Consider the following 25,501-nt stretch of genomic DNA (forward strand, 5'->3'; position numbering starts at 1 on the left):
TTGTGAAAGTTCCATTTAAAAAAGGGTCCATGATGAACATGAACCCTTTTTACACCAGCCACCGGATCGGTCAACCGATCCTTAAACGATCGGCATTAGGATAATCCCGCTTTTTTATTTTCCGTTATACGGAATTAGTGGCAGCCACAGCCGCCATTACCGCAACCACCTTTACCGTGGTCGTGACCATGGTCGTGGCCGTGGCCACCGCAGCAGCCGTCATGGCCGTGATCGTGGTCATGGTCGTGACCGTGCGCACCGTGAACGTGGCCATGAGCCAGCTCTTCTTCGGTTGCTTCACGGATAGCGACAACTTCTACGTTGAACTTCAGGTTCTGGCCAGCCAGCATGTGGTTGCCATCAACCACAACGTGGTCGTCTTCAACTTCAGTAATTTCAACCGGAACCGGGCCCTGGTCAGTTTCCGCCAGGAAGCGCATGCCAACCTGCAGTTCGTCAACGCCCATGAACACGTCTTTAGGAACGCGCTGAACCAGGTTGTCGTCATACTGGCCGTATGCGTCGTTCGCGCCTACAGCAACGTCAAATTTATCGCCAACTTCATGACCTTCCAGCGCGTTTTCCAGGCCGGAAATCAGGGAACCGTGACCATGCAGGTAGTCCAGCGGCGCACTCACCGGAGACTCATCAACCAACACACCGTCTTCTGTACGTACCTGATAGGCCAGGCTGACCACCAGGTCTTTTGCTACTTTCATGATATCTCCTGAGCGTGGGAAAATTGCTGGCGCAGATTGTAGCGGAAATCTGCACCCGTGTACCCTTTAGCTTAAAAAAACTCAGGGCATATCGCTAGTCCGGATGAAAAATGCCGATCACTTGCTCTTCTTTGCGTACATGATCGCGCGCTTCTTTGTCGGCCTCACGCATCTGGTGGCCGCACTTAACACACTCAACAACATCAATATTATTTTCACGCCACATTGCCAGAGTATCTTGCGCCTGGCAGGAAGGGCACTTTGCGCCCGCAATAAAGCGTTTACGTACAGCCATATTTGGTTACCCTTTATTCAAATTCGTCCCAGCCGTCCAGCTGGCGTCGTTCCTGCTGCATCTCGCGCTGGAAAATCTCCTCCAGCTCGCGACGCGCTTCCCGCACGCGGGAAATCTGCGCCGTATCCGTGTGTACGGGCATCAGCTCGCGCAGCATTCGCATATCCAGCCGTCGGAAGTGCATCTGGGCCCGCTGCGCCTGATGCGGGTGCATACCCAGCGAAATCAACGCTTTGCGCCCCAGCTCCAGCGCACTGGAAAACGTCTCACGCGAGAAGTGTTTCACACCCGCCTGCAACAGTTCGTGCGCTTCAACACGTCCCCGCGCACGCGCCAGAATATGCAGATGCGGGAAATGCTGCTGGCAGAGTTCGACCAGCTTCATCGTATCTTCCGGATCGTTACAGGTAATGACGATCGACTCCGCCGCCTCCGCACCTGCGGATCGCAGTAGTTCGAGCTGCGTCGCATCGCCGTAGTAAACCTTGTAACCATATTTGCGCATCAGGTTGACCGCGCTGATATCCCGCTCCAGCACCGTGATGCGCATTTTGTTCGCCATCAGCAGACGACCAATCACCTGCCCGAAGCGGCCAAACCCCACCACAATCACTTGCGGCTTATCGTCTTCCACCCACGGGGCTTCGTCTTCATCATCAGCCGGGTTTAAGCGGCGCGACAGCAGTTTATCCACCAGCTTCATCAGCAGCGGCGTGGTCATCATCGACAGCGTGACCGTCACCAGCAGAAGCGCCATCTGATCGTCTTTGAACAGTTTCTGGGACGATGCCGTAGAGAACAGCACAAACGCGAACTCTCCCCCCTGGCTTAGCACGCTGGCAAACTGCATACGTTCCGAACTGCGCAGCCCGGATATACGCGCCAGGACATACAGCACCAGCGTTTTCACCGCCACCAGCACAGCCACGCTCACAATAACCCACAGCAGATGGGTATAGAGCACACCGAGATTGAGCGCCATGCCCACCGAAATAAAGAACAGCCCTAACAGCAGCCCTTTAAAGGGTTCGATCGCAATTTCCAGTTCGTGGCGGTATTCGCTCTCGGCGAGCAGCACCCCGGCGATAAACGTACCCAGCGCCATCGACAGCCCCAGCGCGTCCATAAACAGCGCAGAGCCTAATACCAGCAGCAGCGTTGCAGCGGTAAACACCTCGCGCACGCCTGACGCGGCGATAAAGCGGAACACCGGCCGCAGCAGAAAACGTCCCCCAATTAGCATGCCCGCAAAAGCCAGCACCTTCATGGAGACTTTTGCCCAGTCAAAGTGATCGTCACCCGGCCCGGCCAACAGCGGCACCAGCGCTAACGCCGGGATCACCGCTAAATCCTGAAACAGCAGCACCGAAAAGCCCAGTTGCCCCGACTCACTGCGGTTCATGCCCTTGTCCCGCATCAGCTGCAATGCCATCGCCGTTGAGGACATGGCAAGGCCAATACCTCCGATGGTCGCCGCCTGCCACGAAAAGTCAGTGAGCATCAGCAATCCGGCCAGAATGGCCGCGCTGAACAGCACCTGCGCCGCGCCAACGCCAAAGATAGAGCGCCGGAGTTGCCACAGCTTTGACGGATTCAGCTCCAGGCCAATGATGAACATCAGGAAGACCACACCCAACTCGGAGAAATGGAGAATTTCATCGACATCGCTGATGAATCCCAGCCCCCAGGGGCCAATCGCGATCCCCGCCAGCAGATACCCGAGTACCGCGCCAATACCGAGCCGTGCGGCCAACGGTACAGCCACCACCGCGGCAAACAAAAACAGCACCCCGGCGAGGAGTAAATTCGATCCTTCCATTAACGCCCTCCTGCCGGAATCGGTGATGCCAGCCATTCTCCGTACGCTCTGGCGTGGCTCGCCAGCTCCTTCGGATCCTGACGCCGTGCCCAGTAGACAATAATCGGGCTCATCCAGTGCATTCGGCACATCGCCGCCGTCAGTTCAAACGGTCGCAGGATATCGCTCATCGGATAACGGTTAAGGCCATCGTAGCGGTAGGCGCTCTCCGGCTCACCGGTGGTAATCACACTACGCCAGTACTTTCCCGCCAGTTGGTTGCCCCCCACCCCGCTGGAAAACCCCCGGCTCAGCACCCGATCCAGCCACTCTTTCAGCAGGGCCGGACAGCTATAGGTATAGAGCGGATGCTGGAACACAATCACATCATGCTGACGCAGCAATTCCTGCTCGTACGGAATATCGATAAAGAAATCAGGGTAGTGCGCGTAGAGATCGTGCACCGTCACGTTACTGAGCTGAGTAGCCGGCTTAAGCAGGACGCGGTTTGCCACCGAGTCCTGAGATTCCGGATGGGCATACAGCAGCAGCACTTTTGCTGTCTGAGACATCACTCCCCTCCCGGTTCTGTTTCTGTTTTTGTGTATCGTCGTTGTTTTGGGCTACCATGGCGGCCCGGTGCGGAAAATGGCCCACACCTTACATTATCATAATGACAAATTAACATAGTCGGAACATACGGCGCTTCTATGATTGTTTTCTCCTCGTTACAAATTCGCCGCGGCGTGCGCGTCCTGCTGGATAACGCCACCGCCACCATTAATCCAGGTCAAAAAGTGGGTCTGGTCGGCAAAAATGGCTGCGGCAAATCCACCCTGCTGGCGCTGCTGAAAAACGAGATTAGCGCGGATGGCGGTAACTTTACTTATCCGGGAAACTGGCAGCTCGCCTGGGTAAACCAGGAGACGCCCGCCCTGAGTGAGCCGGCGCTCGACTATGTTATTGATGGCGATCGTGAATACCGTAAGCTGGAAGCGGAACTGAACGCCGCCAACGAGCGCAACGATGGCCACGCCATCGCCACCGTCCACGGCAAGCTGGACGCCATCGACGCGTGGACCATTCGCTCCCGCGCTTCCAGCCTGCTCCACGGCCTGGGGTTCAGCAACGAACAGCTTGAACGTCCCGTCAGCGACTTCTCCGGTGGCTGGCGTATGCGTCTTAACCTGGCGCAGGCGCTGATCTGCCGCTCCGATTTGCTGTTGCTCGATGAACCGACCAACCACCTCGATCTCGATGCGGTCATTTGGCTGGAGAAGTGGCTCAAGAGCTATCAGGGCACTCTGATTCTGATCTCCCACGACCGCGACTTCCTCGATCCGGTGGTGGATAAAATCATTCATATCGAACAGCAAAATATGTTCGAGTACACCGGTAACTACAGCTCTTTCGAACGCCAGCGCGCAACGCGCCTCGCTCAACAGCAGGCGATGTACGAAAGTCAGCAGCAGCGCGTGGCGCATCTGCAGAGTTTTGTTGACCGCTTCAAGGCCAAAGCCTCGAAGGCCAAGCAGGCCCAGAGCCGCATCAAGATGCTGGAACGCATGGAGATGATTGCCCCGGCGCATGTGGATAACCCGTTCCACTTTAGCTTCCGCGAGCCGGAGAGCCTGCCAAACCCGCTGCTGAAGATGGAAAAAGTGAGCGCCGGATACGGCGATCGCATCATCCTCGACTCCATCAAACTCAACCTGGTACCGGGTTCGCGCATTGGTCTTCTGGGGCGTAACGGTGCCGGTAAGTCAACGCTCATCAAACTGCTGGCGGGCGAGCTTAACCCGGTAAGCGGCGAAATCGGTCTGGCGAAAGGCATCAAGCTTGGCTACTTCGCCCAGCATCAGCTGGAATTTTTACGTGCGGACGAGTCCCCTATCCAGCATCTGGCGCGTCTGGCGCCGCAGGAGATGGAGCAGAAGCTGCGCGACTACCTCGGCGGCTTTGGCTTCCAGGGTGATAAGGTCACTGAAAACACAGAGCGTTTCTCCGGCGGCGAAAAAGCGCGTCTGGTGCTGGCGCTGATCGTCTGGCAGCGCCCGAACCTGCTGCTGCTCGATGAACCGACCAACCACCTCGACCTCGACATGCGTCAGGCGCTGACCGAAGCGCTGATTGAGTTTGAGGGCGCGCTGGTTGTGGTCTCGCACGATCGTCACCTGATCCGCTCCACCACGGACGATCTCTATCTGGTGCACGACGGAAAAGTCGAGCCGTTTGACGGCGACCTGGAAGACTATCAGCAGTGGCTGACGGACGTGCAGAAGCAAGAGAACCAGCCGGAAGAGTCGGCGAAAGAGAACGCCAACAGCGCGCAGGCGCGTAAAGATCAGAAGCGTCGTGAAGCTGAACTGCGTACTCAGACTCAACCACTGCGTAAAGAGATTGCCCGTCTCGAAAAAGAGATGGAAAAGCTCAACGCCACGCTTGCCGCCGTTGAAGAGAAGCTGGGCGACAGCGAACTGTATGACCAGAGCCGTAAAGCGGAGCTGACCGACTGTCTGCAAACCCAGGCGAAGACCAAATCCAGCCTCGAAGAGTGCGAAATGGCATGGCTGGATGCCCAGGAACAGCTGGAAGCGATGCTGCAGGCTGACTGACACGCCGGGAGGGTTATGGGTTTCGATATCACGAGCGACATTACATTCCGTAAGCTCAGCATCTTCATGACGTTTATGGAGAAGGGCAATATCGCGCGTACTGCCGAAACGCTGGGTCTGAGCGGCGTCAGCGTGCATCGTGCACTGCATACTCTGGAAGAGAACGTCCGCTGTCCGCTCTTTACCCATAAGGGACGTAACCTGATTGCCCTTCCGTCCGCCTGGACGCTGCTGGAGTATTGTCAGGAAGTTATGCAGGTGATGGAGCGCGGGCTGGAAGAGTCCCGTAAGGTCGCCGGTATTGGTCAGGGACGGTTGCGCGTCGGCACGCTCTACTCGCTGACGCTGGAAACCGTGCCGCGCCTGATCATGGGCATGAAGCTGCGTCGCCCGGATCTGGAGATGGATCTGACGATGGGCTCTAACGATACGTTGCTGCATATGCTTGACGACGGTACGCTGGACGCGATCCTCATCTCGATTTCCGAAAGCAATATCGACCGCAACAGCCTTGAAGTCCTCCCCCTGTTTCATGATGACATTTTCCTGGCCGCGCCTGCCTCTGCCACGCTGAATACCAGCGGGCTGGCGGATTTACGCGATTACAAAGATCAGAAATTTGTCTCGCTGGCAGAAGGGTTTGCCACCTATGCGGGGTTCCAGGAAGCATTTCATATCGCCGGATTTGAACCGGAAATCGTCACCCGCGTGAATGACATTTTCTCAATGCTCAGCCTGGTTCAGGCGGGCGTCGGCTTTACGCTGATGCCGGGCAGGATGAAGAAGGTCTACGAAAATTCAGTGCAGCTACTGAAGCTGGCAGAACCGTACCAGATGCAGCAGCTTATCGCGATTGTCTTTGCCCGCAACCGCGAGCAGGACCCGAGCCTGCGGGCATTAGCCGCCGAAGGGCGGATGTATGCGCGCAGCCTGCAGGAAAGTGTGTGATACAAAACAAGGCAACCGAACCCGTAGGCCCGGTAAGGCGTAGCCGCCACCGGGCTAAAAATTCACGCACGAAGCCTTCCTGCCAGATGCACCGCCACATCCACACCGCTGCGCTCGAGTGATATGGTCTCCCCTTCCCACGCCGCCTGACGTGTCAGGCAGGTCAGGACGCCACCGGGCGGCATCTCGATCGCCAGCCGGGCTTCACGTTCATTCGCGGCAATCACCGCCTCCTGCCAGCGCACGGTGCGCGCCATGTTCATGGCAAGATCGTCCGCGATTCTCTCCGGTTGCCAGAGCACGCGCCCGGTGCTGCCGCTCAGATACGCACAGCGCGGTCGGGAAAGGGTGACCGCTTCAAACGCCGAGACCAGCTTTCGTGACGGCTCCGCCAGCAGTTCACAATGGGATGGCACGCTGACTGCCAGCCTTTGCGCTTTGCTCGCCCCCTTTTCCAGGGCGCGTTTTGCCACCTGCGCCATCCCTTCATCGGATCCGGCAATGACGATCTGCGTTTCGGCATTCAGGTTAGCAATATACGTTCCGGTGCCTTCGATAAGCTGCTCCACCTGCGGCAGGGTTAAGCCCATGATGGCCGTCAGGCCATAGCCGTGGGGCCAGGCCTGTTCCATCAGATCGCCACGCAGCGCCACCAGCTTAAGCGCGTCCGTAAATTCCAGCGCGCCAGCCACGACCGCTGCGGGATAGGCACCAATCGATAAACCGCTCACAATGTCAGGCGATACGCCGCGCCGTTCGAGCTCGCGCGCCCAGGCCACGCCTGAAATCAGCAGACACAACTGAACCGCACGGGTATGGGTTAACGAGGCGGCACTGTCCAGCGTATCAACTTCGGCGCCCAGCACCTCACGCGCCTGAGCCAGTTCCGTTCCCGGCAGGTTTTGCAGCATACCTTCATGCTGCGTACCCTGCCCCGGAAAGGTAAACAGTATTTTCATCACTCCTCCCTGCGCCACGGGTCTGCCACCAGGCGTGGCCCACGGCGGGTTTTCAGCAGCGTTTTGCCATCGCGCAGCCACTCCGCCAGCGCGAATCCGCCCTCTGGCGTATCCACCTGGGTATCAGCCCGGCACAGCGCACCACTTAACTGCGACTGCCAGGCGGTAAACGCGTCGGGTGATATCGGCTGCGGGGCGCGGATCAGCAGATCAAGATCGCTGTCGGCATGGATCACCGGAATGCCGGTCGCCAGCGCAAAGCCGGTGCTGCCGGTAATGCCCCACGTCCACGACCACGACTGCTGCGCAAGCTGTAACGCCACCTGAACCGGTGGCTGAGTGACAAACGGCGAACGCAGCAGATCGGCGGTGACGCACAGCTCTTCAGGTGACACCACGCGGCGTACGTTTTCCGTCTTCACCCATCCGGCCGCCCGCTGGTCGCGGCGCAGTCCGCGCACGCCAACCGGGATTCGGCCATCGTTATCAACATCACGCCGCACCACCACCGGCAGGCCGGTATGCCAGGCGGCATCCACCCAGGTTTCAGTGATCCCTTCCAGCGCGTCACGCGCGGTAAGCCAGATGAGGTCGTGCGGGCGTAATGTTGTGGTCATGATTACATTCCTGACGTCAATGAGATAAACAGCGGCAGCGACAGGATACACAGGACTGAGCTTAACAGCAGTACCGCTTCTGCATCCGGTGACTGCACGCCAAAGCGGTTACCAAACACTACCCCGAAGAAACCCGCGGACAGCGCAATCATCAGGATAGCGGTGATCGCCACGGAGCCGTGCAGACCGAAGATTAAAACGATACCCCAGGCAATGGCTGGCTGGATAAGCAGCTTAGCGATAGTGGAAGTGATCACCATGGTGTTGATCTGCAGCTTACGGGCAGAGAGGATCACCCCGGTCAGGAACAGCGCCGCAGCGGTGGCGGACAGCCCCAACGGTTTAATTGCAGAGAGGACCAGTTCCGGCATTTTGATGCCGATGGCGGATAAAATCACACCCAGCAGAGGCCCCATCACGATCGGTTTTTTAATGGTTCGCCACATCAGCACCGGCAGCATAGAGAGGGTTGAGCCGGAGGTATTGCCCTCAGCGCGCGCTTTTTCCCGCTCCAGGATCAGCAAACAGAACGGCGTCATCAGCACGGACCCGCAGGCTATAGAGACCGCCACGGACAGAGATGTGGTAGATCCTTCACCCAGCACGCTACCCAGAATCGGCAGACCAAGCGCCGCATAGTTTGGCAGCGCGACGGTGAGCGTCAGCACGGCCGCATCCTGAGGGGATTTTTTAAAGACCTTCGTGGCAAGGAAATAGATAGCTGCGTAGGTGATCCACATCGCCAGAGTCAGTACCAGGATCAGCGGCGACTGCGCCACGATACCGGTCCACGGGGTTTGCACGGTCGCGCTGAACAACGCGGCAGGCAGCGCAAAATCCATGACGAAGATATTGAGCAGGGAAACATTTTTGTTATCGACCATCTTTGCCTTACCGGCCCAGAATCCCAGCAGCATGATGACGAAAATCGGTGCGAGAGCATGAACAATTACGTAAGTCATAAATCACCTGTGATTAAAAAGAAGTAGCACTGGCGCGATGATTATTATTTTCAGGATGCAGTTTCCCGCACGGGCGTAACGGATACGCCCGTGAGGTTGTGCATCTGGCAGGTCTCTTTTTACTTACCAGCTGGCGCGCATACGTTCGCGTACGAGCGCCGAGCTGCGGCGATTGTCAGCACCCAGACGGCTTTTCAGCGTCGGATCCTGACGAGCGTCACTGATGGCCTGTTGCAGGGTGGTTTTCACCAGCGTCAGGTCGCTATCGGATGGGGCATCCGGGTTGCTGATATCCAGCAGGCTCGAGAGCAGCCCCAGCGTGGCGTAGTTACTGATGTCATACGCCATAGGTGGGATAGTGGCGGCCAGTTTTTCCAGCGCCTCCACGCTGCGCAGGGTGATCCGCGCGGCAGACGCTTTCCCCATGGCATGGATGAGCACGCCTTTATCGTTAAAAGCAATCAGGCGGTTGGCCTGGTAGCCATGCGCCAGAAACGCGCCGGACATGGCTTTACCCACAATCAGGCCAATTACCGGATGACCCGCCAGGCGCGCGTTGGCGTAGGCGGCCGCAGCGCCTGCCAGCGCCTGGTGGATACCAAACGCCTCTTCGCGACGGCCATAAGCCTGGCTTGGGACGTCGATCACCGCCACAATCGGGCGCTTAACGGCTTTATCAGCATCTGCCGCGACGGTTTCGCTGACCACTTTCGCCAGCGTCCAGCCTTCAAGCAGGCCGACTTCCCCTTTCGCTGCGCGCGGGAAGTGGTTGTTGGCATCCGGCACTACGGCGATAAAACGCACCGTTTCACCGTTCAGCTCGCCGTCTGCCGCCTGCACGGACGGGCACAGCCCCTCAATACGTTTGGCTTTCGGGGCGAGGGTTTCCAGCCAGCGTTCGCCACGGCTCATTGCGTTACTCATCATTTCACCTCCCGGGCAAAAAGCGCGTTAATCTGTTCGGCATCGGCCTGCTTGCGGGTGTCGAAATTCATCAGGCGGTTCAGGTAATCGTCGTAGTTATCGGTGCGATGTTTTGCCGAGACGCCTTTGGCGATGGCCTCGTTCATCGCGGCTTTCACCGCATTCACCCCGTCGCCGACCAGCGCGTCCACCAGCCCGCTCTGATAGCGAACCTCACCGCCGGTCATGCTCCAGATAAACGGACGGTCACGGGAGTCGTACTCTTCAATGCCCGCTTCCTGCTCAATAACCTGCGGGCCGTTTAGCCCCAGACGCGCTTCGCGGGTCACAATCAGGTAGCTGCAAAGCGCCGCGGCGATGGACATCCCGCCGAAGCAGCCCACGGTTCCGGCCACAATCCCGATAACGGGCGTGTAGCGACGCAGGTCAACAATCGCCGCGTGGATATCGGCAATCGCCGCCAGGCCGAGGTTAGCTTCCTGCAGGCGTACGCCGCCGGTTTCGAGGCACAGCACCGCCTGAGTCGGAATGCCGTTGCGGTTATCTTCCGCCGCCAGCTCCAGCGCTGCTGCCATTTTCGCGCCGGAGACCTCGCCCATGCTGCCGCCCTGGAACGCGCCTTCAATCGCCACGACGACCGCAGGCTGGCCGTTGATAGTTCCTTTCGCGACCACCATGCCGTCATCGGCCTGCGGCACAATGCCCTGTGGCCCCAACCACGGAGAGATAATGCCTGCAAACGGATCCAGCAGCTCGCGGTAGCTGCCCTCGTCGAGCAACGCCTGCGCACGCTGGCGCGCTTTTAATTCGATAAAGCTGCTGTCATCACGCATGGCTCACCCCTTCAAAAACCTGTTCGATACGAATGCGCGCCACGCCCGGCGTCGCGCCAAAGTCGTGGATGGTCAGTTTGCCTGCGGGCAGACTGCTGACGGTCTCCAGGCGGCTGAATAATGCCTCCCAGCGTCCGCGGCTGTTGTCGACGGAGGTGGTGATATCAATGGTTAAGGTCTGGCCCGGTTCGGCGGTGAACAGCACCTCCATATCCCCGGATCCAACTACCCCTGCCAGCGCCCGGCCGCTTAACGTGCGGCTGGCTGGCATGGTCAATGTGATTTTTTCCATAACATCCTCTTAATGCTTTGAATAGGGCGTTTCGACACGGTCAAGAAACAGCGTGGCGGCAAGCAGGTCGGCGGCACCGCCCGGTGAGGCATTGAGTGTCAGCATCTGGCGATCTAACCGCGCCAGCGCCTGCTGCCCCGCGAGCGTTGCGCATCCTCCGGCGTTCAGTACCGCCCGGGCGCCGTTCTGCATGGCGTCCAGCCCCTCCATTCCGGCGCGCGACAGCACGCAGGTATCGGTGAGCGAAGTCATGATTGCCATCAGCGCGTCGAGTCTGGCGTTTGTTTCGCTGCTGCCGTTGAGGCGGCTCAGGCGAAGCTGCGGCAGCGCGCGCTGCATGATGTGCGGAAACGCCTGCTGAGCCTCTTCCCGCGCGCCCGGTACGCGGTAGCGGTGCGTGGCGCGTAACCCCTTACTGAACACCTTCGGTGCCGCGTCGTCCGGGAGTTTCGCCAGCTGTGCAGCGGTGTTAGCGACGGTTTGCGCGCGGGCATCGCCGCCCAGCATCGCCACCGCGCTCACCAGCAGCCCCAGCGCCCAGATTGCGCCACGGTGCGTATTCACGCCGTCGGTGGCGATCATCATCTGCCGTTCGCCTTCACGGCCAAGGCGGCCAACGATTTGCCGTAGGGCAATATCCGCCGGACGCTGCCAGCTCTGCTGCGCCAGCGCCTGAAACGTGGAGGTCAGGCTGTGCGCGGAGCGCTCCATCAGCGCAAGCGATAAATCGTGGTGCGCGCCGTTCCCCCGACTGTCCACCAGACCGGGTTTCGGGCTTAAGCGTGCTTCGTCAATCAGACACTGCGTGGCGGTTCGCGCCAGCCATTCGGCACCGCCTTCAACCTGAATCTGGGGCAGAAGTGTCATTACCAGCTCCGGAATTTCGCAGGTGGGTTGTAGAGACCGCCGGACCACTCAACGAGGTCAGCCACGCTGCCCGCCGCCAGCAGAGAGCGGGTGGCATCGGTACGGCGAATCCCCATGTCTTCCGGGTACACGACCTTGCCGCTCTGGCGCAGTTCCGCCACGCGTCTGGCATCCACGCCCAGACCGATATCGGTGATACCGGCCACGGCTGCGACCATGGCGCGACGCTCTTCCAGATCTTTTGCCCGGTAGAGGTAGGCAATCCCCTCTTCCGTCAGCACGTGGGTGACGTCATCGCCGTAAATCATCACCGGTGCCAGCGGCATGCCGGAGGCTTTCGCCACGTCAACGGCGTCCAGTTTTTCCACGAAGGTAGGCTTCACGCCCGCCTGGAAGGTTTCCACCATCTGCACGACCAGTTTTTTACCGCGTTGCATCGGGTCGGGTTCGGTGATCATGTTCAGCCAGGCCGGAGTGGCGTGGCGACGGCCGTGTGGATCATGGCCCATGTTCGGCGCGCCGCCGAAGCCGGAGAGACGACCGCGGGTCACCGTTGAGGAGTTGGCGTAACCATCCACCTGCAGGGTTGAGCCGATAAACATATCCACCGCGTACTGGCCCGCCAGCTGGCAGAAGGCGCGGTTGGAGCGCATGGAGCCGTCAGCACCGGTGAAGAACACGTCCGGACGGGCGCGGATGTACTCTTCCATCCCCAGTTCGCCGCCGAAGCAGTGCACGCTCTCCACCCAGCCGCTTTCAATCGCCGGGATCAGCGTCGGATGCGGGTTCAGCGTCCAGTGTTTACAGATTTTGCCCTTCAGGCCGAGCTGTTCACCGTAAGTGGGCAGCAGCAGCTCAATTGCCGCGGTGTTAAAACCGATCCCGTGGTTCAGAGACTGCACCTGATGTTCAGCGTAGATGCCTTTGATGGCCATCATCGCCATCAGGATATGTTCCTGTTTGATCAGGCGCGGGTCGCGGGTAAACAGCGGTTCGATAAAGAATGGCTTGTCGGCCACCACCACGTAGTCAATCCAGGAGCCTGGGATATCAACGCGCGGCAGGTCGCATTCGTCGTCCACCAGCTCGTTAACCTGTGCGATGACGATGCCATCGTGGAACGCGGCGGCCTCCACCAGCGCCGGGGTATCTTCGGTACTTGCCCCGGTGTAGAGATTGCCTTTGCGGTCTGCTTTAAACCCGGCGATCAGCGCCACGTTTGGTGAAAGGTCGACGTAGAGACGTGAATACAGTTCGATATAGGTATGAATAGCACCGATTTCGAGTTGACCATCCTCCAGCAGCTGGGAGATGCGCAGGCTCTGTGTGCCGGAGAAGGAGAAGTCCAGCTTACGGGCAATGCCCTTCTCAAAGATATCCAGATGTTCACTGCGGCCAACGCTTGGCATGATCATGTGCAGGTCATGCACAATTTGCGGGTTTACTTCGGCCAGCGAGCGGGAAAGAAAATCCGCCTGCTTCTGGTTGTTGCCTTCCAGAACAACCTTATCGCCTGGCGCGATCAGCTTTTCCAGCATGGCGACAAGGTCGCCGGTTGGCAGAACCTTGCCCTGCACCGGTACGGAGGCCAGACGACGCGCTTTTTCGCTGCGTCGGGTGTTCCATTGCCGGGTGGGTATTTGCCCAGATAACATTATTAACCTCCTGATTCAGCACATCATTTTGATTTGCTTAACGCTGAGTAAAGTCTGCACCCTGGCGGAAAAGGCATCAATTAAGCGTAGAGTGGAATCATTAGCCTGAGAGTAATAATCAAGGTAAATATTTGTGATCGGGATCAGTTCATGCTTCGGAAAACCAGGCTAAACGGGGTACAATTCGGAAGGTATAGTAAATTTCTGACAAGAATCAGCATCGCCCTTATGACCCAAATCATTCCCTCAGACTTCGACCTCACCGCCGAAGACAGCACTGATTTCGTGCCCATGCGCGGCGTGGCCAACTGCCACCTGCAGACCATGCTGCCGCGCCTGATCCGCCGCAAGGTGCAGTTCACTCCGCACTGGCAGCGGCTGGATTTGCCGGACGGTGATTTTCTGGATCTCGCCTGGAGTGAAGATCCCGAACAGGCGCGCCATAAACCCCGCCTGGTGGTGTTTCATGGTCTGGAAGGCAGCCTGCACAGCCCGTATGCCCATGGGTTAATCCAGGCGGCAAAAGCGCGCGGCTGGCTGGGCGTGGTAATGCATTTTCGGGGATGCAGCGGCGAGCCGAATCGTCAGAAACGCATCTATCACTCCGGCGAAACCGAAGATGGCACCTGGTTTTTGCACTGGCTGCGGGATAATTTCGGCACCGTGCCGACGGCGGCGGTGGGCTATTCGCTCGGCGGAAATATGCTGGCCTGTCTGCTGGCTAAAGAGGGAGACGCGGTACCGCTGAATGCCGCGGTGATTGTCTCTGCCCCCTTCATGCTGGAACAGTGCAGCTACCACATGGAGAAAGGCTTTTCCCGGGTCTATCAGCGCTATCTGCTCAACCTGCTAAAAGCCAATGCGGCGCGCAAGCTGAAGGCCTATCCGGATACCCTGCCAGTAAGCCTGCGACAGCTGAAAAAGGTCCGCCGCATTCGTGAGTTCGACGACCTGATCACCGCCAAAATTCATGGGTTCGCCGATGCCATTGACTACTATCGTCAGTGCAGCGCCATGCCGCTGCTCAGCAAGATCACTCAGCCGACGCTGATCATTCACGCGAAAGATGACCCGTTTATGGATCATCACTCCATCCCTGCACAGGAATTTCTGCCCGACAACGTCCACTATCAGCTGACCGAGCACGGCGGCCACGTGGGGTTTGTCGGCGGAACGCTGCGTCGCCCGAAAATGTGGCTGGAGACGCGCATTCCTGACTGGTTAACCCCTTACCTGGACGGTGCAACATGATTATCCCCTGGCAGGATCTGGCGCCCGAAACGCTCGATAATCTGATTGAAAGCTTTGTCTTGCGTGAAGGCACCGATTATGGTGAACATGAACGCTCGCTTGAGCAAAAGGTCAACGATGTTAAACGCCAGCTTAAAAGCGGCGACGTGGTGCTGGTGTGGTCTGAACTGCATGAGACGGTCAATATCATGCCCCGCAACGCGTTTCACGGCTGATCTTTCAACCTTTCCAGTCAGGGAGTTGCTATGTCTGCCAGACATCCGGTTATTGCCGTTACGGGGTCGAGTGGTGCGGGAACCACCACCACCAGCCTCGCGTTTCGCAAGATTTTCGCCCAGTTGAATCTCCGCGCGGCGGAGGTCGAAGGCGACAGCTTTCACCGCTATACGCGCCCGGAGATGGACATGGCCATCCGCAAAGCGCGTGATTTGGGCAAACACATCAGCTACTTCGGCCCGGAGGCCAATGACTTCGGCCTGCTGGAGCAAACGTTTCAGGAGTACGGCCTAAGCGGCAAAGGCCAGTCCCGCAAATATCTGCACACCTACGACGAAGCCGTTCCCTGGAATCAGGTCCCGGGCACCTTTACCCCCTGGCAGCCGCTGCCGGAACCTACCGACGTGCTGTTTTACGAAGGATTGCACGGCGGCGTGGTGACGCCGCATCACGACGTGGCGCGACATGTGGATCTGCTGGTCGGCGTGGTGCCAATCGTTAACCTGGAGTGGATCCAGAAGCTGACGCGAGACATCAGCGAGCGCGGCCATTCACGCGAGGCGGTGATGGATTCGGTTGTGCGCTCAATGGAAGATTACATCAATTACCTGACACCACAGTTTTCCCGCACCCATATCAACTTCCAGCGTGTGCCGACGGTGGACACTTCCAACCCGTTCGCGGCCAAAAGTATCCCGTCGCTGGATGAGAGCTTTGTGGTGATCCATTTCCGCAATCTCGACGGCATCGATTACCCCTGGCTGCTGGCGATGCTGCAGGGTTCGTTTATTTCTCACATGAATACGTTAGTGGTGCCCGGCGGAAAAATGGGGCTGGCGATGGAGCTGATCATGACGCCGCTGGTGCAGCGGTTGATGGAAGGGAAACAGATCGCATAATCATATTCCCTCTCCCGGTGGGAGAGGGTTAGGGTGAGGGCATCAACACGCACGATGCCCCATCAATCACGCCTCGATCACTTCATACGAATGGGTAATTTTTACCGCTTTCTCCAGCATTAATGCCACAGAGCAGTATTTTTCCGCAGACAGATCCACCGCGCGTGAGACGGCAGCATCTTTCAGCGCTTTCCCGGTGACAACAAAATGCAGGTTAATGTGCGTGAACAGGCGTGGCGCCTCTTCGCGACGTTCTGACGTGAGCTTGACTTCACAGTCGGTCACATCATGACGGCCCTTTTGCAGAATCGACACCACGTCAATCGCGCTGCATCCCCCTGCCGCCATCAGCACCATCTCCATTGGGCTGGGTGCTTTATCGCCGGAGTTACCGTCCATCAAAATCTGGTGTCCCGACGAGGACTCGCCCAGGAACGTTAAACCTTCTACCCATTTCACGCGCGCTTGCATATTCATTAGCTCCAACGTTGCATTTTTGGTGACAGATTACGCGTGCGTTACATTTCTCGCAATGGAAGGCGACCTGCGTCATGCTGAAGCGAGACACCAGGAGACACGCGGCGAAAGCTATGCTAAAACACTCTGGATGCTACAGTAATACATTGACGTTACACATGTATGCAGAGGACATCAAACTTTACTGGCTGCGAAACGTTACGACAGCCGACTTCCCAGGTATGGGTAAGAATTCGATTGCAACCCCAGAGTCCGGATGCATCTTATGACTCTGGTGACAGCTTATAACAGAGGATAACAGCGCATGGTGCTTGGCAAACCGCAAACAGACCCGACTCTCGAATGGTTCTTGTCTCATTGCCACATTCATAAGTACCCATCGAAGAGCACGCTGATTCACCAGGGTGAAAAAGCGGAAACGTTGTATTACATCGTCAAAGGCTCGGTGGCAGTGCTGATCAAAGATGAAGAAGGGAAAGAGATGATCCTTTCTTATCTGAACCAGGGCGATTTTATCGGTGAACTGGGCCTGTTTGAAGAAGGCCAGGAACGTAGCGCCTGGGTTCGTGCAAAGACAGCATGTGAAGTGGCTGAAATTTCCTACAAGAAATTCCGTCAGTTGATTCAGGTTAACCCTGACATCCTGATGCGTCTTTCTTCGCAGATGGCTCGCCGTCTGCAGGTGACATCAGAGAAAGTGGGTAACCTCGCCTTCCTGGACGTGACCGGCCGTATCGCGCAGACCCTGCTGAACCTGGCGAAACAGCCAGACGCTATGACCCACCCTGACGGCATGCAAATTAAAATTACCCGCCAGGAAATTGGTCAGATCGTCGGTTGCTCCCGTGAAACAGTGGGCCGTATCCTGAAAATGCTGGAAGATCAGAACCTGATCTCCGCCCACGGTAAAACCATCGTGGTTTACGGAACCCGTTAATCCCGATAAAACGGCGTGCCATCGCAAGGTGTCACGCCGTTTTTGTCTCTACTCCCCATGTGGCGCAGGCTGATTTATCACCCGGAAGTTAACTACGCACTGCGACAAACGCTGGTGTTGTGCCTTCCTGTGGCCGTGGGCCTGATCCTTGGGCATCTTCAGCAGGGGCTGCTGTTTTCACTGGTTCCCGCCTGCTGCAACATTGCCGGTCTCGACACCCCGCATAAGCGTTTTTTCAAACGTCTGATTATCGGCGGTTCGCTGTTTGCCGGGTGTAGCCTGGCCGTGCAGCTTTTGCTGGCCCGCGATATTCCGCTGCCGCTGATCCTGAGCGTGCTGGCGATGACGCTGGGGGTGACCGCCGAAATCAGTTCGCTGCACGCGCGGTTACTGCCCGCCTCACTCATCGCGGCCATCTTTACCCTGAGTCTCGCAGGTAACATGCCAGTGTGGGAGCCGCTGCTGATCTACGCCCTCGGTACGCTATGGTATGGCCTGTTTAACTGGTTCTGGTTCTGGCTGTGGCGGGAACAACCGCTGCGTGAATCCCTGAGCCTGCTCTATGTCCAGCTTGCGGAGTACTGCGAAGCCAAATACACACTGCTGACCCAGCATACCGACCCGGAAAAATCGCTGCCGCCGCTGCTGACGCGCCAGCAGAAGGTGGTGGATCTGATAAGCCAGTGCTACCAGCAACTGCATATGCTGGCCGCCAACAAGAACCACGAATATAAACGGCTGCTGCGCACCTTCCAGGTAGGGCTGGATCTGCAGGAGCATATCTCCGTGAGCCTGCACCACCCGAAGGAGGTGCAAAAGCTGGTGGAGCGCAGCCATGCCGAAGCGGTGATCCGCTGGAACGCGCAGACCGTGTCCGCACGCCTGCGGGTACTGGCCGACGACATTCTTTATCACCGCTACCCCACCCGCTTTAACATGGACAAGCAGCTCGGCGCACTGGAGAAAATCGCCCGCCAGCACGAGGATAACCCGGTAGGCCAGTTTGCCGCCTGGCACTTCAGCCGTATTGCCCGCGTGCTGCGTACCCAGCGCCCGCTCTATCCCCGCGATCTGATGGCGGATAAGCAAAAGCGCCTGCCGCTGCTGCCTGCGCTTAAAAGCTATCTCTCGTTTAAATCTTCCGCCCTGCGCAACGCCGCCCGGATTAGCGTGATGCTGAGCATCGCCAGCCTGATGGGCATGGCGCTGCATCTGCCCAAACCCTACTGGATATTAATGACGGTACTGTTTGTCACCCAGAACGGCTACGGCGCCACGCGGGTGCGTATTCTGCACCGGGCGGGCGGAACCATGGCGGGGTTGATTATCGCAGGCGTAACGCTGCACTTCCACGTGCCGGAAGGCTATACGCTGGCAGGCATGCTATTGATTACCCTGGTGAGCTACCTGATCATCCGCAAAAACTACGGCTGGGCGATGGTGGGCTTTACGGTTACGGCGGTATATACCCTGCAATTGCTTACGCTCAATGGCGAACAATTTATTGTCGCCAGGCTTATCGATACCCTGATTGGCTGTCTGATTGCCTTTGGTGGTATGGTCTGGCTGTGGCCACAATGGCAAAGCGGCCTGCTCAGACAGAACGCCCACGACGCGCTGGAGGCCGACCAGCAGGCTATCCGCCTGATCCTGAGCGACGATCCGCAGCCCTCCCCGCTGGCGTATCAGCGGATGAAGGTCAACCAGGCGCATAACGCCCTGTTCAACTCGCTGAATCAGGCGATGCAGGAGCCCGGCTTTAACTCGCACTATCTGGCGGATATGAAGCTCTGGGTAACGCACAGCCAGTTCATCGTCGAACATATCAACGCGATGACCACGCTGGCGCGTGAACATACCATGCTAACGCCAGACCTGGCGCAGCGCTATTTGCAGTCGTGTGAGATTGCCCTGCAACGGTGTCAGCAGCGTCTGGAGTATGACGCGCCGGGTGAATCGGGGGATTCGAACATTCTGGAAGCGCCGGAAACGCTCACCCACGGGCCAATGAGCACCCTGGAGCAGCATCTGCAGCGCATTCTGGGGCATCTGAACACCATGCACACCATTTCGTCGGTGGCATGGCGTCAGCGTCCGCATCACGGCATCTGGTTAACGCGGCGGTTAAAACGAACCGAGTATTAGCCGTTGACGATCTTCCCGACCGCCGCGGCAAAGCGGGTTAATCCATCTTCAATATCGTTTTCTTCGACTACCAGCGACGGCGCAAAGCGCATCACGTCCGGGCCGGCGTTGAGCACCATCACCCCTTCGTGAGCAGCGGCGTGCAGGAAATCGCGTGCGCGGCCTTTGTACTGCGGCTTCAGCTCTGCGCCAATCAGCAGTCCCATGCCACGGATCTCGCTGAAGACGTCGTACGTTTCGTCGATCTGCTGCAGATGTTTCACGAACAGCTCGCGCTTCGCCTGAACGCCGCTTAATACCTCCGGCGTATTGATGATATCAAACGCCGCACCGGCGATGGCGCAGGCCAGCGGGTTTCCACCGTAGGTGGAGCCGTGTGAGCCAACGTGGAACGCGGAGGCGATCTCCTGGGTGGTGAGCACCGCGCTGACCGGGAAGCCGCCGCCGAGCGCTTTGGCGCTGGTCAGAATATCCGGCGTCACGCCGTAGTGCATATAGGCGAACAGGGAGCCGGTACGCCCCATCCCGCTCTGGACTTCATCAAACACCAGCAGCGCCTGATGCTGATCGCACAGCGCGCGCAGCCCTTTGAGGAATTCCGGCGTTGCCGCCGTCACGCCACCTTCACCCTGAATCGGCTCAACCACGACCGCGCAGGTATGGTCATCCATCACCGCTTTCACCGCATGCAGATCGTTAAACGGCACATGAATGATATCGGCGGGTTTCGGACCAAAGCCGTCGGAATACTTCGGCTGGCCGCCAACGGAAACGGTAAACAGTGAACGACCGTGGAAAGCGTTATGGAAAGCGATGATTTTGGTTTTGTATGGGCTGTGGCGTGTGGAAGCGTAGTAGCGCGCCAGCTTGAAGGCGGTTTCGTTGGCTTCGGTCCCGGAGTTCATAAACAGCACGCGCTCGGCGAAAGTCGCGTCAATGATCTTGCGCCCCAGGCGCAACGCCGGTTCGTTGGTAAAGACGTTGCTGGTGTGCCACAGGGTTTCGCCCTGGGTTTTCAGTGCCTCGACCAGTGCAGGATGGCAATGCCCCAGCGCCGTCACCGCAATCCCCCCGGCGAAATCCACGTACTCTTTCCCCTGCTGATCCCAGACGCGGCTGCCTTTTCCCTTTACCGGGATAAACTCGGCCGGTGCATAAATCGGCAGAATGACTTCATCGAATGTCGCGCGGGTAATTGCAGATTGTTCAGTTGCCATGTCATGCCCATCCATTTTATGTCACATTGATTGTGAAAATATAATCACAAAATATGCATAAAAAATCACAGCAAGGCAACAGATATTCAGCGATTAAGGAAATTAGCCAGCAGCTGGTGCCCCTGTTCGCTGAGAATACTCTCCGGGTGGAACTGCACCCCTTCGAGATCCCATTCACGATGGCGAATGCCCATGATCTCCTGCGTCTCGCTCCAGGCGGTCACCTCAAAGCAGTCGGGCAGCGTCGGCGGGTCAATCACCAGAGAATGGTAGCGCGTGACGGTTAACGGGTTATTTAACCCGCTAAACACGCCCGTGCCGGTGTGGGTAACCGGGGAGGTTTTACCGTGCATCACCCTGGCAGCACGGACGATGGTGGCGCCAAACACCTGCCCGATGGCTTGATGGCCAAGGCAGACGCCAAGAATCGGCAGCCTGCCGGCGTAGTAGCGGATCACATCCAGAGAAATACCCGATTCCGATGGGGTACACGGCCCCGGCGAGATAACGATTTTCTTTGGGGCCAGCGCGTCAATCTCGGTCAGGCTGATGTCGTCGTTACGGCGGACAACCACCTCTGCACCCAGTTCACAAAAATACTGGTAAAGGTTCCAGGTGAAGGAATCGTAGTTATCAATCAGCAGAATCATGGCGGCTCCCGAAAAAAATGCCGCCCTATTCTACTCAGATTCCCGCGCTTCGCTCACTACTTTGGCAAAGATAGCGTTCAGGGCGGACAAATCTCCCGTTGCGCCGCTCTGGTTAGCCGCGACCCACTGCTCAGGATCGATATCGCGCCAGTCCAGCAGGTAACCCGCATGGATCGCCAGCTGTTCAAAGAAAACACGCTGCGCAATGCCATTACCGCTGGCAAAAGGATGCAGCATATTGATTTCACAATAGTAATGGCTTATCCGCTCGATAAACTCCTCTTTCTGAAGACCCACCAGGTACCGGTCGCTTTCCAGTGCCGACATCAATTCATTGCCCATCTTCTCAATGTATTCGAAATGGCAAAAAGGAATCTCCCCTTTGAAAATATCGTCCGTACGGTATTCACCTGCCCGTTTCATCTCTCTGCGATACAGATGGCGGTGAATAAGGCACAGATGGGGCAACCCAGGCGCTGAAGGCCCAAGTTCCAGCGTCTCAATCTGGGGATCTGAAGGACCATGACCCTTTTCAAGGAGACAACTGGCCTGAAAATTGACGTTACGCTGCTGCTCCCAGAGACGGGATTTTTGCTTATCGGTGAGTTTTTTCACTTAACGCCTCCCTGAATATGTCCGTTTGCCAAAGTATAAGCAGCAAAACGCGCTTTCGCAGGGAGGGCTAACAACACGGGCGAGACGCGCCCGTGTCAAAGAGGGTTACGGCAGTACTTTTGCAGAGAGGATCACGACCGGTTTGGATGGTACATTCTGGTATGGCCCAACGTCGTGGGTCTGTACCTGAGAAATCTTGTCCGCCACGTCCATCCCTTTTACCACTTTACCAAACACCGCATAGCCGAAGTCACGCTGGCCGTGGTCGAGGAAGGCGTTATCCGCCACGTTGATAAAGAACTGGCTGGTAGCGCTGTCTTTATCCGCCGTACGCGCCATGGCGATGGTGCCACGGGTGTTCAGCAGGCCGTTGTCCGCTTCGTTTTTGATCGGTGGATTCGGCTGTTTCTGCTGCATCTGCTCGTTGAAACCGCCGCCCTGCACCATAAAGCCTGGGATCACGCGGTGGAAGGTGGTGTTGTTGTAAAAGCCGCTGTTTACGTAGTCGAGGAAGTTTTTCACAGAAACCGGGGCTTTCTGGCTATTCAGTTCCAGCTCAATATTCCCTGCGGAGGTGGTCAGCAGAACATGAGGGTCCCCTTTTGCTGCCAGCGCAGCCGGGGAAACGGCAGAAAGAGCAAACACAGCTGCGACAGCCGCCAGTGTTGATTTGAGCATGAGAATTCCTTAACAAAGCGCAGTATAAAAAGCGAATGGCTTGATTCTAAAGAGCAGTATGAACGGAGACCAGCCTTTTACCTAATTTTACGAAATTGAAACAGTTGTTACCGCGCAAACGATTGGTTATAACGCAATTTTATGTGATCACGATCACATAAAAACCTGCAATGAAGCTCATATTTTCTTTAAAAGATATGAATGGATCACTTTCACGACTAAAATCTGCCCGCTCTCAGCGCCTATCCGGCGCTTTTCTTTTCCTGAACAGGCCAGACATGACTAACAGCAATCGTATCAAGCTCACATGGATCAGCTTCTTCTCCTACGCCCTGACCGGCGCGTTGGTGATCGTCACCGGGATGGTGATGGGAAATATCGCAGACTACTTCCAGCTGCCCGTTTCCAGCATGAGTAACACCTTCACCTTCCTCAACGCGGGGATCCTGATCTCCATTTTCCTGAATGCCTGGCTGATGGAAATTGTTCCGCTGAAAACGCAGCTGCGTTTTGGTTTTGTGCTGATGGTCGCCGCCGTGGCGGGTCTGATGCTGAGCCACAGCATCGCCCTGTTCTCCGCCGCCATGTTCGTGCTCGGTCTGGTCAGCGGGATCACCATGTCGATTGGTACCTTCCTGATTACCCATATGTATGAAGGCCGTCAGCGCGGCGCGCGCCTGCTGTTTACCGACTCCTTCTTCAGCATGGCCGGGATGATTTTCCCGATGGTCGCGGCCGTTCTGCTGGCGCGCAGCATTGAGTGGTACTGGGTCTACGCTTGTATCGGCCTGGTTTACGTGGCCATCTTCATCCTGACCTTCGGCTGCGAATTCCCGGTTCTGGGTAAAAAAGCACAGACCACGGCAGAGCCTGTGGCGAAAGAGAAATGGGGTATCGGCGTACTGTTCCTCTCCATTGCCGCACTGTGCTACATCCTGGGTCAGCTGGGCTTTATCTCCTGGGTGCCGGAATACGCCAAAGGTCTGGGCATGAGCCTGAACGACGCGGGTAAACTGGTGAGCGATTTCTGGATGTCTTACATGTTTGGCATGTGGGCGTTTAGCTTCATCCTGCGCTTCTTCGATCTGCAGCGCATCCTGACCGTGCTGGCAGGCCTGGCTACCGTGCTGATGTATCTGTTCATCAACGGTTCGCCGGAGCATATGCCGTGGTTCATTCTGACCCTGGGCTTCTTCTCAAGCGCCATTTACACGTCGATCATCACTCTGGGCTCCCTGCAGACCAAAGTGGCCTCGCCGAAGCTGGTGAACTTCGTACTGACCTGCGGCACAATCGGCACCATGCTGACCTTTGTGGTGACGGGCCCGATCGTCGCCCACAGCGGTCCGCTGGCGGCGCTGCACACCGCTAACGGCCTGTACGCCGTGGTGTTCATCATGTGCTTCATCCTGGGCTTTGTAACCCGCCACCGCCAGCATAACGCTGCAGCGGCGTCGCACTAATCCCTGCGCCCCTCTGCGCTACGCAGAGGGGCTGTTTCTAACATCCAATGCATTCAAACAGCGTGCCGGATTATCTAAACGCTGCGAAGATTTAGGCTCATCGCAACTCAGTGTCAACGAACAAAGAGAAAGCAGAAATTAGAACTAATTTATGGCTCTTTTTAATACCTTCTCTAAATATTTTCTGAATTTCCTTTTTTTGTCTGTAACCCTTCTTTTTTAGTGGGCTTTACCCGCTACGCTTCGCGCTCATTTCAGGTTCAGAAGGATGTGACCATGAGCGGTAAACCGGCGGCCCGGATGGGGGATATGACGAAGTACGGCGGGCCGATTGTGCAGGGTTCCACGGGGGTGATGATAGGTGCCCCCACCGGCGTGGCCTGCTCGGTCTGTCCCGGCGGGAGAACCTCAGGCAACCCGGTGAACCCGCTGCTGGGGGCCAAGGTTCTGCCCGGCGAAACGGATATCGCCCTGCCCGGCCCGCTGCCGTTTGTCCTCTCCCGTTCGTACAGCAGTTACCGGACCAGAACTCCCGCACCGGTGGGCATTTTCGGCCCCGGCTGGAAAGCGCCCTTCGATATCCGTCTGCAGCTTCGCGACGATGAACTGATTATTAATGATAACGGCGGACGCAGCATTCACTTTGAGCCTCTCCTGCCCGGAGAAACCGCCTTCAGCCGCAGCGAGTCCCTGTGGCTGGCCCGGGGCGGCGTGGCCCGGCTGCACGAGAGTAATCCGCTGCACGTGCTGTGGCAGACCCTGCCGGAAGACCTGCGGTTAAGTCAGCACCTTTACCTGGCGACGAACAGCGCGCAGGGGCCGTGGTGGATACTCGGCTGGTCTGAACGTGTCCCTGACACAGGGGAAGTCCTGCCCGCGCCGCTGCCGCCGTACCGGGTCCTGACCGGGCTGGCGGACCGTTTCGGGCGCAGGCTCGCCTTTCACCGGGCCGCGCAGGGGGCGTTCACCGGCCACATCACCGCTGTCACCGACGGCGCAGGCCGCCGTTTCCGGCTGGCGCTGAGCACACTGCCACAGACCCCGCCGGTATCAGGCTACGGTGCCGACAGCGGCGTCCGCCTGGAGGCGGTATGGCTGGTGCACGACCCGGCATACCCGGACAACCTGCCCGCGGAGCCGCTGGTGCGCTATGCATACACCCCGCGTGGCGAGCTGGCGGCGGTGTATGACCGGGGGGGCACCCGGGTGCGCAGTTTTACATATGATGATAAACATCCCGGACGCATGACGGCCCATGGTCATGCCGGACGCCCGCAGACCACTTACAGCTATGACGCTTCCGGCCGGGTGGTGGCGCAGCACAACCCGGCGGGGCTGAGCTATCGCTACGGCTATGAAAAACATACCGTCATTATCACCGACAGTCTGAACCGCCGCGAGGTACTGCACACCGGAGGCGAAGGCGGATTAAAGCGGGTTGTGCGGGAAGAAAAAGCCGACGGCAGCAC

General features: G+C 57.7%; 26 protein-coding genes. 9 read left to right on the forward strand and 17 right to left on the reverse strand.

Annotated features, from left to right (window positions below; translation table 11 throughout):
* Positions 1-134: 134 nt before the first annotated feature.
* The 4 genes from slyD to kefG all read right to left on the reverse strand — a co-directional run bounded on the left by slyD (position 135) and on the right by kefG (position 3,384).
* Positions 135-719 (reverse strand): peptidylprolyl isomerase, encoded by a 585-nt coding sequence (slyD, locus tag AC2FAK_RS22370; RefSeq protein ID WP_013099037.1) that lies wholly within the window; start codon positions 717-719, stop codon positions 135-137.
* Between the two features lie 94 nt (positions 720-813).
* A complete protein-coding gene (locus AC2FAK_RS22375) occupies positions 814-1,014 on the reverse strand; it encodes a YheV family putative zinc ribbon protein (RefSeq protein ID WP_013099038.1) in 201 nt (66 codons plus the stop codon).
* 13 nt (positions 1,015-1,027) lie between these two features.
* Positions 1,028-2,833, reverse strand: a complete 1,806-nt coding sequence (gene kefB, locus AC2FAK_RS22380; RefSeq protein WP_020690480.1) for a glutathione-regulated potassium-efflux system protein KefB — start codon at positions 2,831-2,833, stop codon at positions 1,028-1,030.
* Complete coding sequence (gene kefG, locus AC2FAK_RS22385) at positions 2,833-3,384, reverse strand: glutathione-regulated potassium-efflux system ancillary protein KefG (RefSeq protein ID WP_013099040.1); 552 nt, start codon at positions 3,382-3,384, stop codon at positions 2,833-2,835. Before kefG ends, kefB begins: the two co-directional genes overlap by 1 nt.
* 138 nt (positions 3,385-3,522) lie before the next feature.
* Between kefG and AC2FAK_RS22390 the strand changes: the two genes are divergently transcribed.
* Positions 3,523-5,427, forward strand: coding sequence for an ABC transporter ATP-binding protein (locus tag AC2FAK_RS22390; RefSeq protein ID WP_013099041.1), 1,905 nt, complete (start codon positions 3,523-3,525; stop codon positions 5,425-5,427).
* 15 nt (positions 5,428-5,442) lie between these two features.
* Positions 5,443-6,375 carry a LysR family transcriptional regulator gene (locus AC2FAK_RS22395; protein WP_013099042.1) on the forward strand — a complete coding sequence of 311 codons (933 nt, stop codon included), beginning with the start codon at positions 5,443-5,445 and terminating at the stop codon, positions 6,373-6,375.
* Between the two features lie 62 nt (positions 6,376-6,437).
* Here AC2FAK_RS22395 and mdcH read toward each other — a convergent pair whose 3' ends face one another.
* The 8 genes from mdcH to mdcA form a co-directional block, all read right to left on the reverse strand.
* Positions 6,438-7,334, reverse strand: a complete 897-nt coding sequence (mdcH, locus tag AC2FAK_RS22400; RefSeq protein WP_095455769.1) for a malonate decarboxylase subunit epsilon — start codon at positions 7,332-7,334, stop codon at positions 6,438-6,440.
* Positions 7,334-7,951: a malonate decarboxylase holo-ACP synthase gene (locus tag AC2FAK_RS22405; protein ID WP_095455768.1), complete on the reverse strand. Its 618-nt coding sequence runs from the start codon at positions 7,949-7,951 to the stop codon at positions 7,334-7,336. The genes mdcH and AC2FAK_RS22405 overlap by 1 nt, the downstream gene beginning before the upstream one ends.
* Before the next feature lie 2 nt (positions 7,952-7,953).
* Positions 7,954-8,913 carry an AEC family transporter gene (locus AC2FAK_RS22410; RefSeq protein WP_095455767.1) on the reverse strand — a complete coding sequence of 320 codons (960 nt, stop codon included), beginning with the start codon at positions 8,911-8,913 and terminating at the stop codon, positions 7,954-7,956.
* Between the two features lie 123 nt (positions 8,914-9,036).
* A complete protein-coding gene (gene mdcE, locus AC2FAK_RS22415; RefSeq protein WP_095455766.1) occupies positions 9,037-9,837 on the reverse strand; it encodes a biotin-independent malonate decarboxylase subunit gamma in 801 nt (266 codons plus the stop codon).
* Positions 9,837-10,670, reverse strand: coding sequence for a biotin-independent malonate decarboxylase subunit beta (locus tag AC2FAK_RS22420; RefSeq protein WP_095455765.1), 834 nt, complete (start codon positions 10,668-10,670; stop codon positions 9,837-9,839). Before AC2FAK_RS22420 ends, mdcE begins: the two co-directional genes overlap by 1 nt.
* Positions 10,663-10,962, reverse strand: a complete 300-nt coding sequence (gene mdcC / locus AC2FAK_RS22425) for a malonate decarboxylase acyl carrier protein (RefSeq protein ID WP_029882152.1) — start codon at positions 10,960-10,962, stop codon at positions 10,663-10,665. The genes AC2FAK_RS22420 and mdcC overlap by 8 nt, the downstream gene beginning before the upstream one ends.
* 9 nt (positions 10,963-10,971) lie before the next feature.
* Complete coding sequence (locus AC2FAK_RS22430; protein ID WP_095455764.1) at positions 10,972-11,829, reverse strand: triphosphoribosyl-dephospho-CoA synthase; 858 nt, start codon at positions 11,827-11,829, stop codon at positions 10,972-10,974.
* The gene (gene mdcA, locus AC2FAK_RS22435; protein WP_013099050.1) at positions 11,829-13,484 is read right to left on the reverse strand and encodes a malonate decarboxylase subunit alpha; all 1,656 of its coding nucleotides are present in this window, start codon (positions 13,482-13,484) and stop codon (positions 11,829-11,831) included. Before mdcA ends, AC2FAK_RS22430 begins: the two co-directional genes overlap by 1 nt.
* A gap of 228 nt (positions 13,485-13,712) precedes the next feature.
* On the opposite strand from mdcA, the gene AC2FAK_RS22440 reads away from it, so the two are divergent.
* The 3 genes from AC2FAK_RS22440 to AC2FAK_RS22450 are packed head-to-tail and all read left to right on the forward strand — an operon-like array spanning position 13,713 to position 15,850.
* The gene (locus tag AC2FAK_RS22440; RefSeq protein WP_013099052.1) at positions 13,713-14,735 is read left to right on the forward strand and encodes a hydrolase; all 1,023 of its coding nucleotides are present in this window, start codon (positions 13,713-13,715) and stop codon (positions 14,733-14,735) included.
* On the forward strand, positions 14,732-14,950 hold the full coding sequence (locus tag AC2FAK_RS22445; protein ID WP_013099053.1) for a YheU family protein: 219 nt from the start codon (positions 14,732-14,734) through the stop codon (positions 14,948-14,950). The genes AC2FAK_RS22440 and AC2FAK_RS22445 overlap by 4 nt, the downstream gene beginning before the upstream one ends.
* A 30-nt stretch (positions 14,951-14,980) precedes the next feature.
* Positions 14,981-15,850, forward strand: a complete 870-nt coding sequence (locus tag AC2FAK_RS22450; protein ID WP_013099054.1) for a phosphoribulokinase — start codon at positions 14,981-14,983, stop codon at positions 15,848-15,850.
* A 66-nt stretch (positions 15,851-15,916) separates the two neighbouring features.
* Here the strand turns inward: AC2FAK_RS22450 and AC2FAK_RS22455 are convergent, their stop codons facing one another.
* Entirely contained in the window at positions 15,917-16,321 is a 405-nt protein-coding gene (locus tag AC2FAK_RS22455) for an OsmC family protein (RefSeq protein ID WP_028027906.1), read from the reverse strand.
* Between the two features lie 310 nt (positions 16,322-16,631).
* On the opposite strand from AC2FAK_RS22455, the gene crp reads away from it, so the two are divergent.
* On the forward strand, positions 16,632-17,264 hold the full coding sequence (gene crp, locus AC2FAK_RS22460) for a cAMP-activated global transcriptional regulator CRP (protein WP_000242758.1): 633 nt from the start codon (positions 16,632-16,634) through the stop codon (positions 17,262-17,264).
* Between the two features lie 57 nt (positions 17,265-17,321).
* Positions 17,322-19,409 carry a YccS/YhfK family putative transporter gene (locus AC2FAK_RS22465; RefSeq protein WP_013099057.1) on the forward strand — a complete coding sequence of 696 codons (2,088 nt, stop codon included), beginning with the start codon at positions 17,322-17,324 and terminating at the stop codon, positions 19,407-19,409.
* On the opposite strand, the gene argD is transcribed toward AC2FAK_RS22465, so the two are convergent.
* From argD to ppiA, 4 genes are all read right to left on the reverse strand, one after another.
* The gene (gene argD / locus AC2FAK_RS22470) at positions 19,406-20,626 is read right to left on the reverse strand and encodes a bifunctional acetylornithine/succinyldiaminopimelate transaminase (RefSeq protein ID WP_170942765.1); all 1,221 of its coding nucleotides are present in this window, start codon (positions 20,624-20,626) and stop codon (positions 19,406-19,408) included. The genes AC2FAK_RS22465 and argD overlap by 4 nt on opposite strands.
* Before the next feature lie 86 nt (positions 20,627-20,712).
* The gene (gene pabA, locus AC2FAK_RS22475; protein WP_038981460.1) at positions 20,713-21,276 is read right to left on the reverse strand and encodes an aminodeoxychorismate synthase component 2; all 564 of its coding nucleotides are present in this window, start codon (positions 21,274-21,276) and stop codon (positions 20,713-20,715) included.
* Between the two features lie 30 nt (positions 21,277-21,306).
* Entirely contained in the window at positions 21,307-21,891 is a 585-nt protein-coding gene (locus tag AC2FAK_RS22480; RefSeq protein WP_038420737.1) for a putative adenosine monophosphate-protein transferase Fic, read from the reverse strand.
* 105 nt (positions 21,892-21,996) lie between these two features.
* The gene (ppiA, locus tag AC2FAK_RS22485; protein ID WP_013099061.1) at positions 21,997-22,569 is read right to left on the reverse strand and encodes a peptidylprolyl isomerase A; all 573 of its coding nucleotides are present in this window, start codon (positions 22,567-22,569) and stop codon (positions 21,997-21,999) included.
* Positions 22,570-22,847: 278 nt separating this feature from the next.
* Between ppiA and tsgA the strand changes: the two genes are divergently transcribed.
* Together tsgA and AC2FAK_RS22495 are read left to right on the forward strand one after the other, a co-directional pair.
* Positions 22,848-24,032 (forward strand): MFS transporter TsgA, encoded by a 1,185-nt coding sequence (tsgA, locus tag AC2FAK_RS22490; RefSeq protein ID WP_021242206.1) that lies wholly within the window; start codon positions 22,848-22,850, stop codon positions 24,030-24,032.
* Between the two features lie 276 nt (positions 24,033-24,308).
* Positions 24,309-25,501: DUF6531 domain-containing protein (locus AC2FAK_RS22495; protein WP_485453328.1), on the forward strand; the 1,193-nt coding region annotated here is incomplete at its 3' end.

The sequence above is a fragment of the Enterobacter cloacae complex sp. 394F7 genome, from assembly GCF_057320385.1.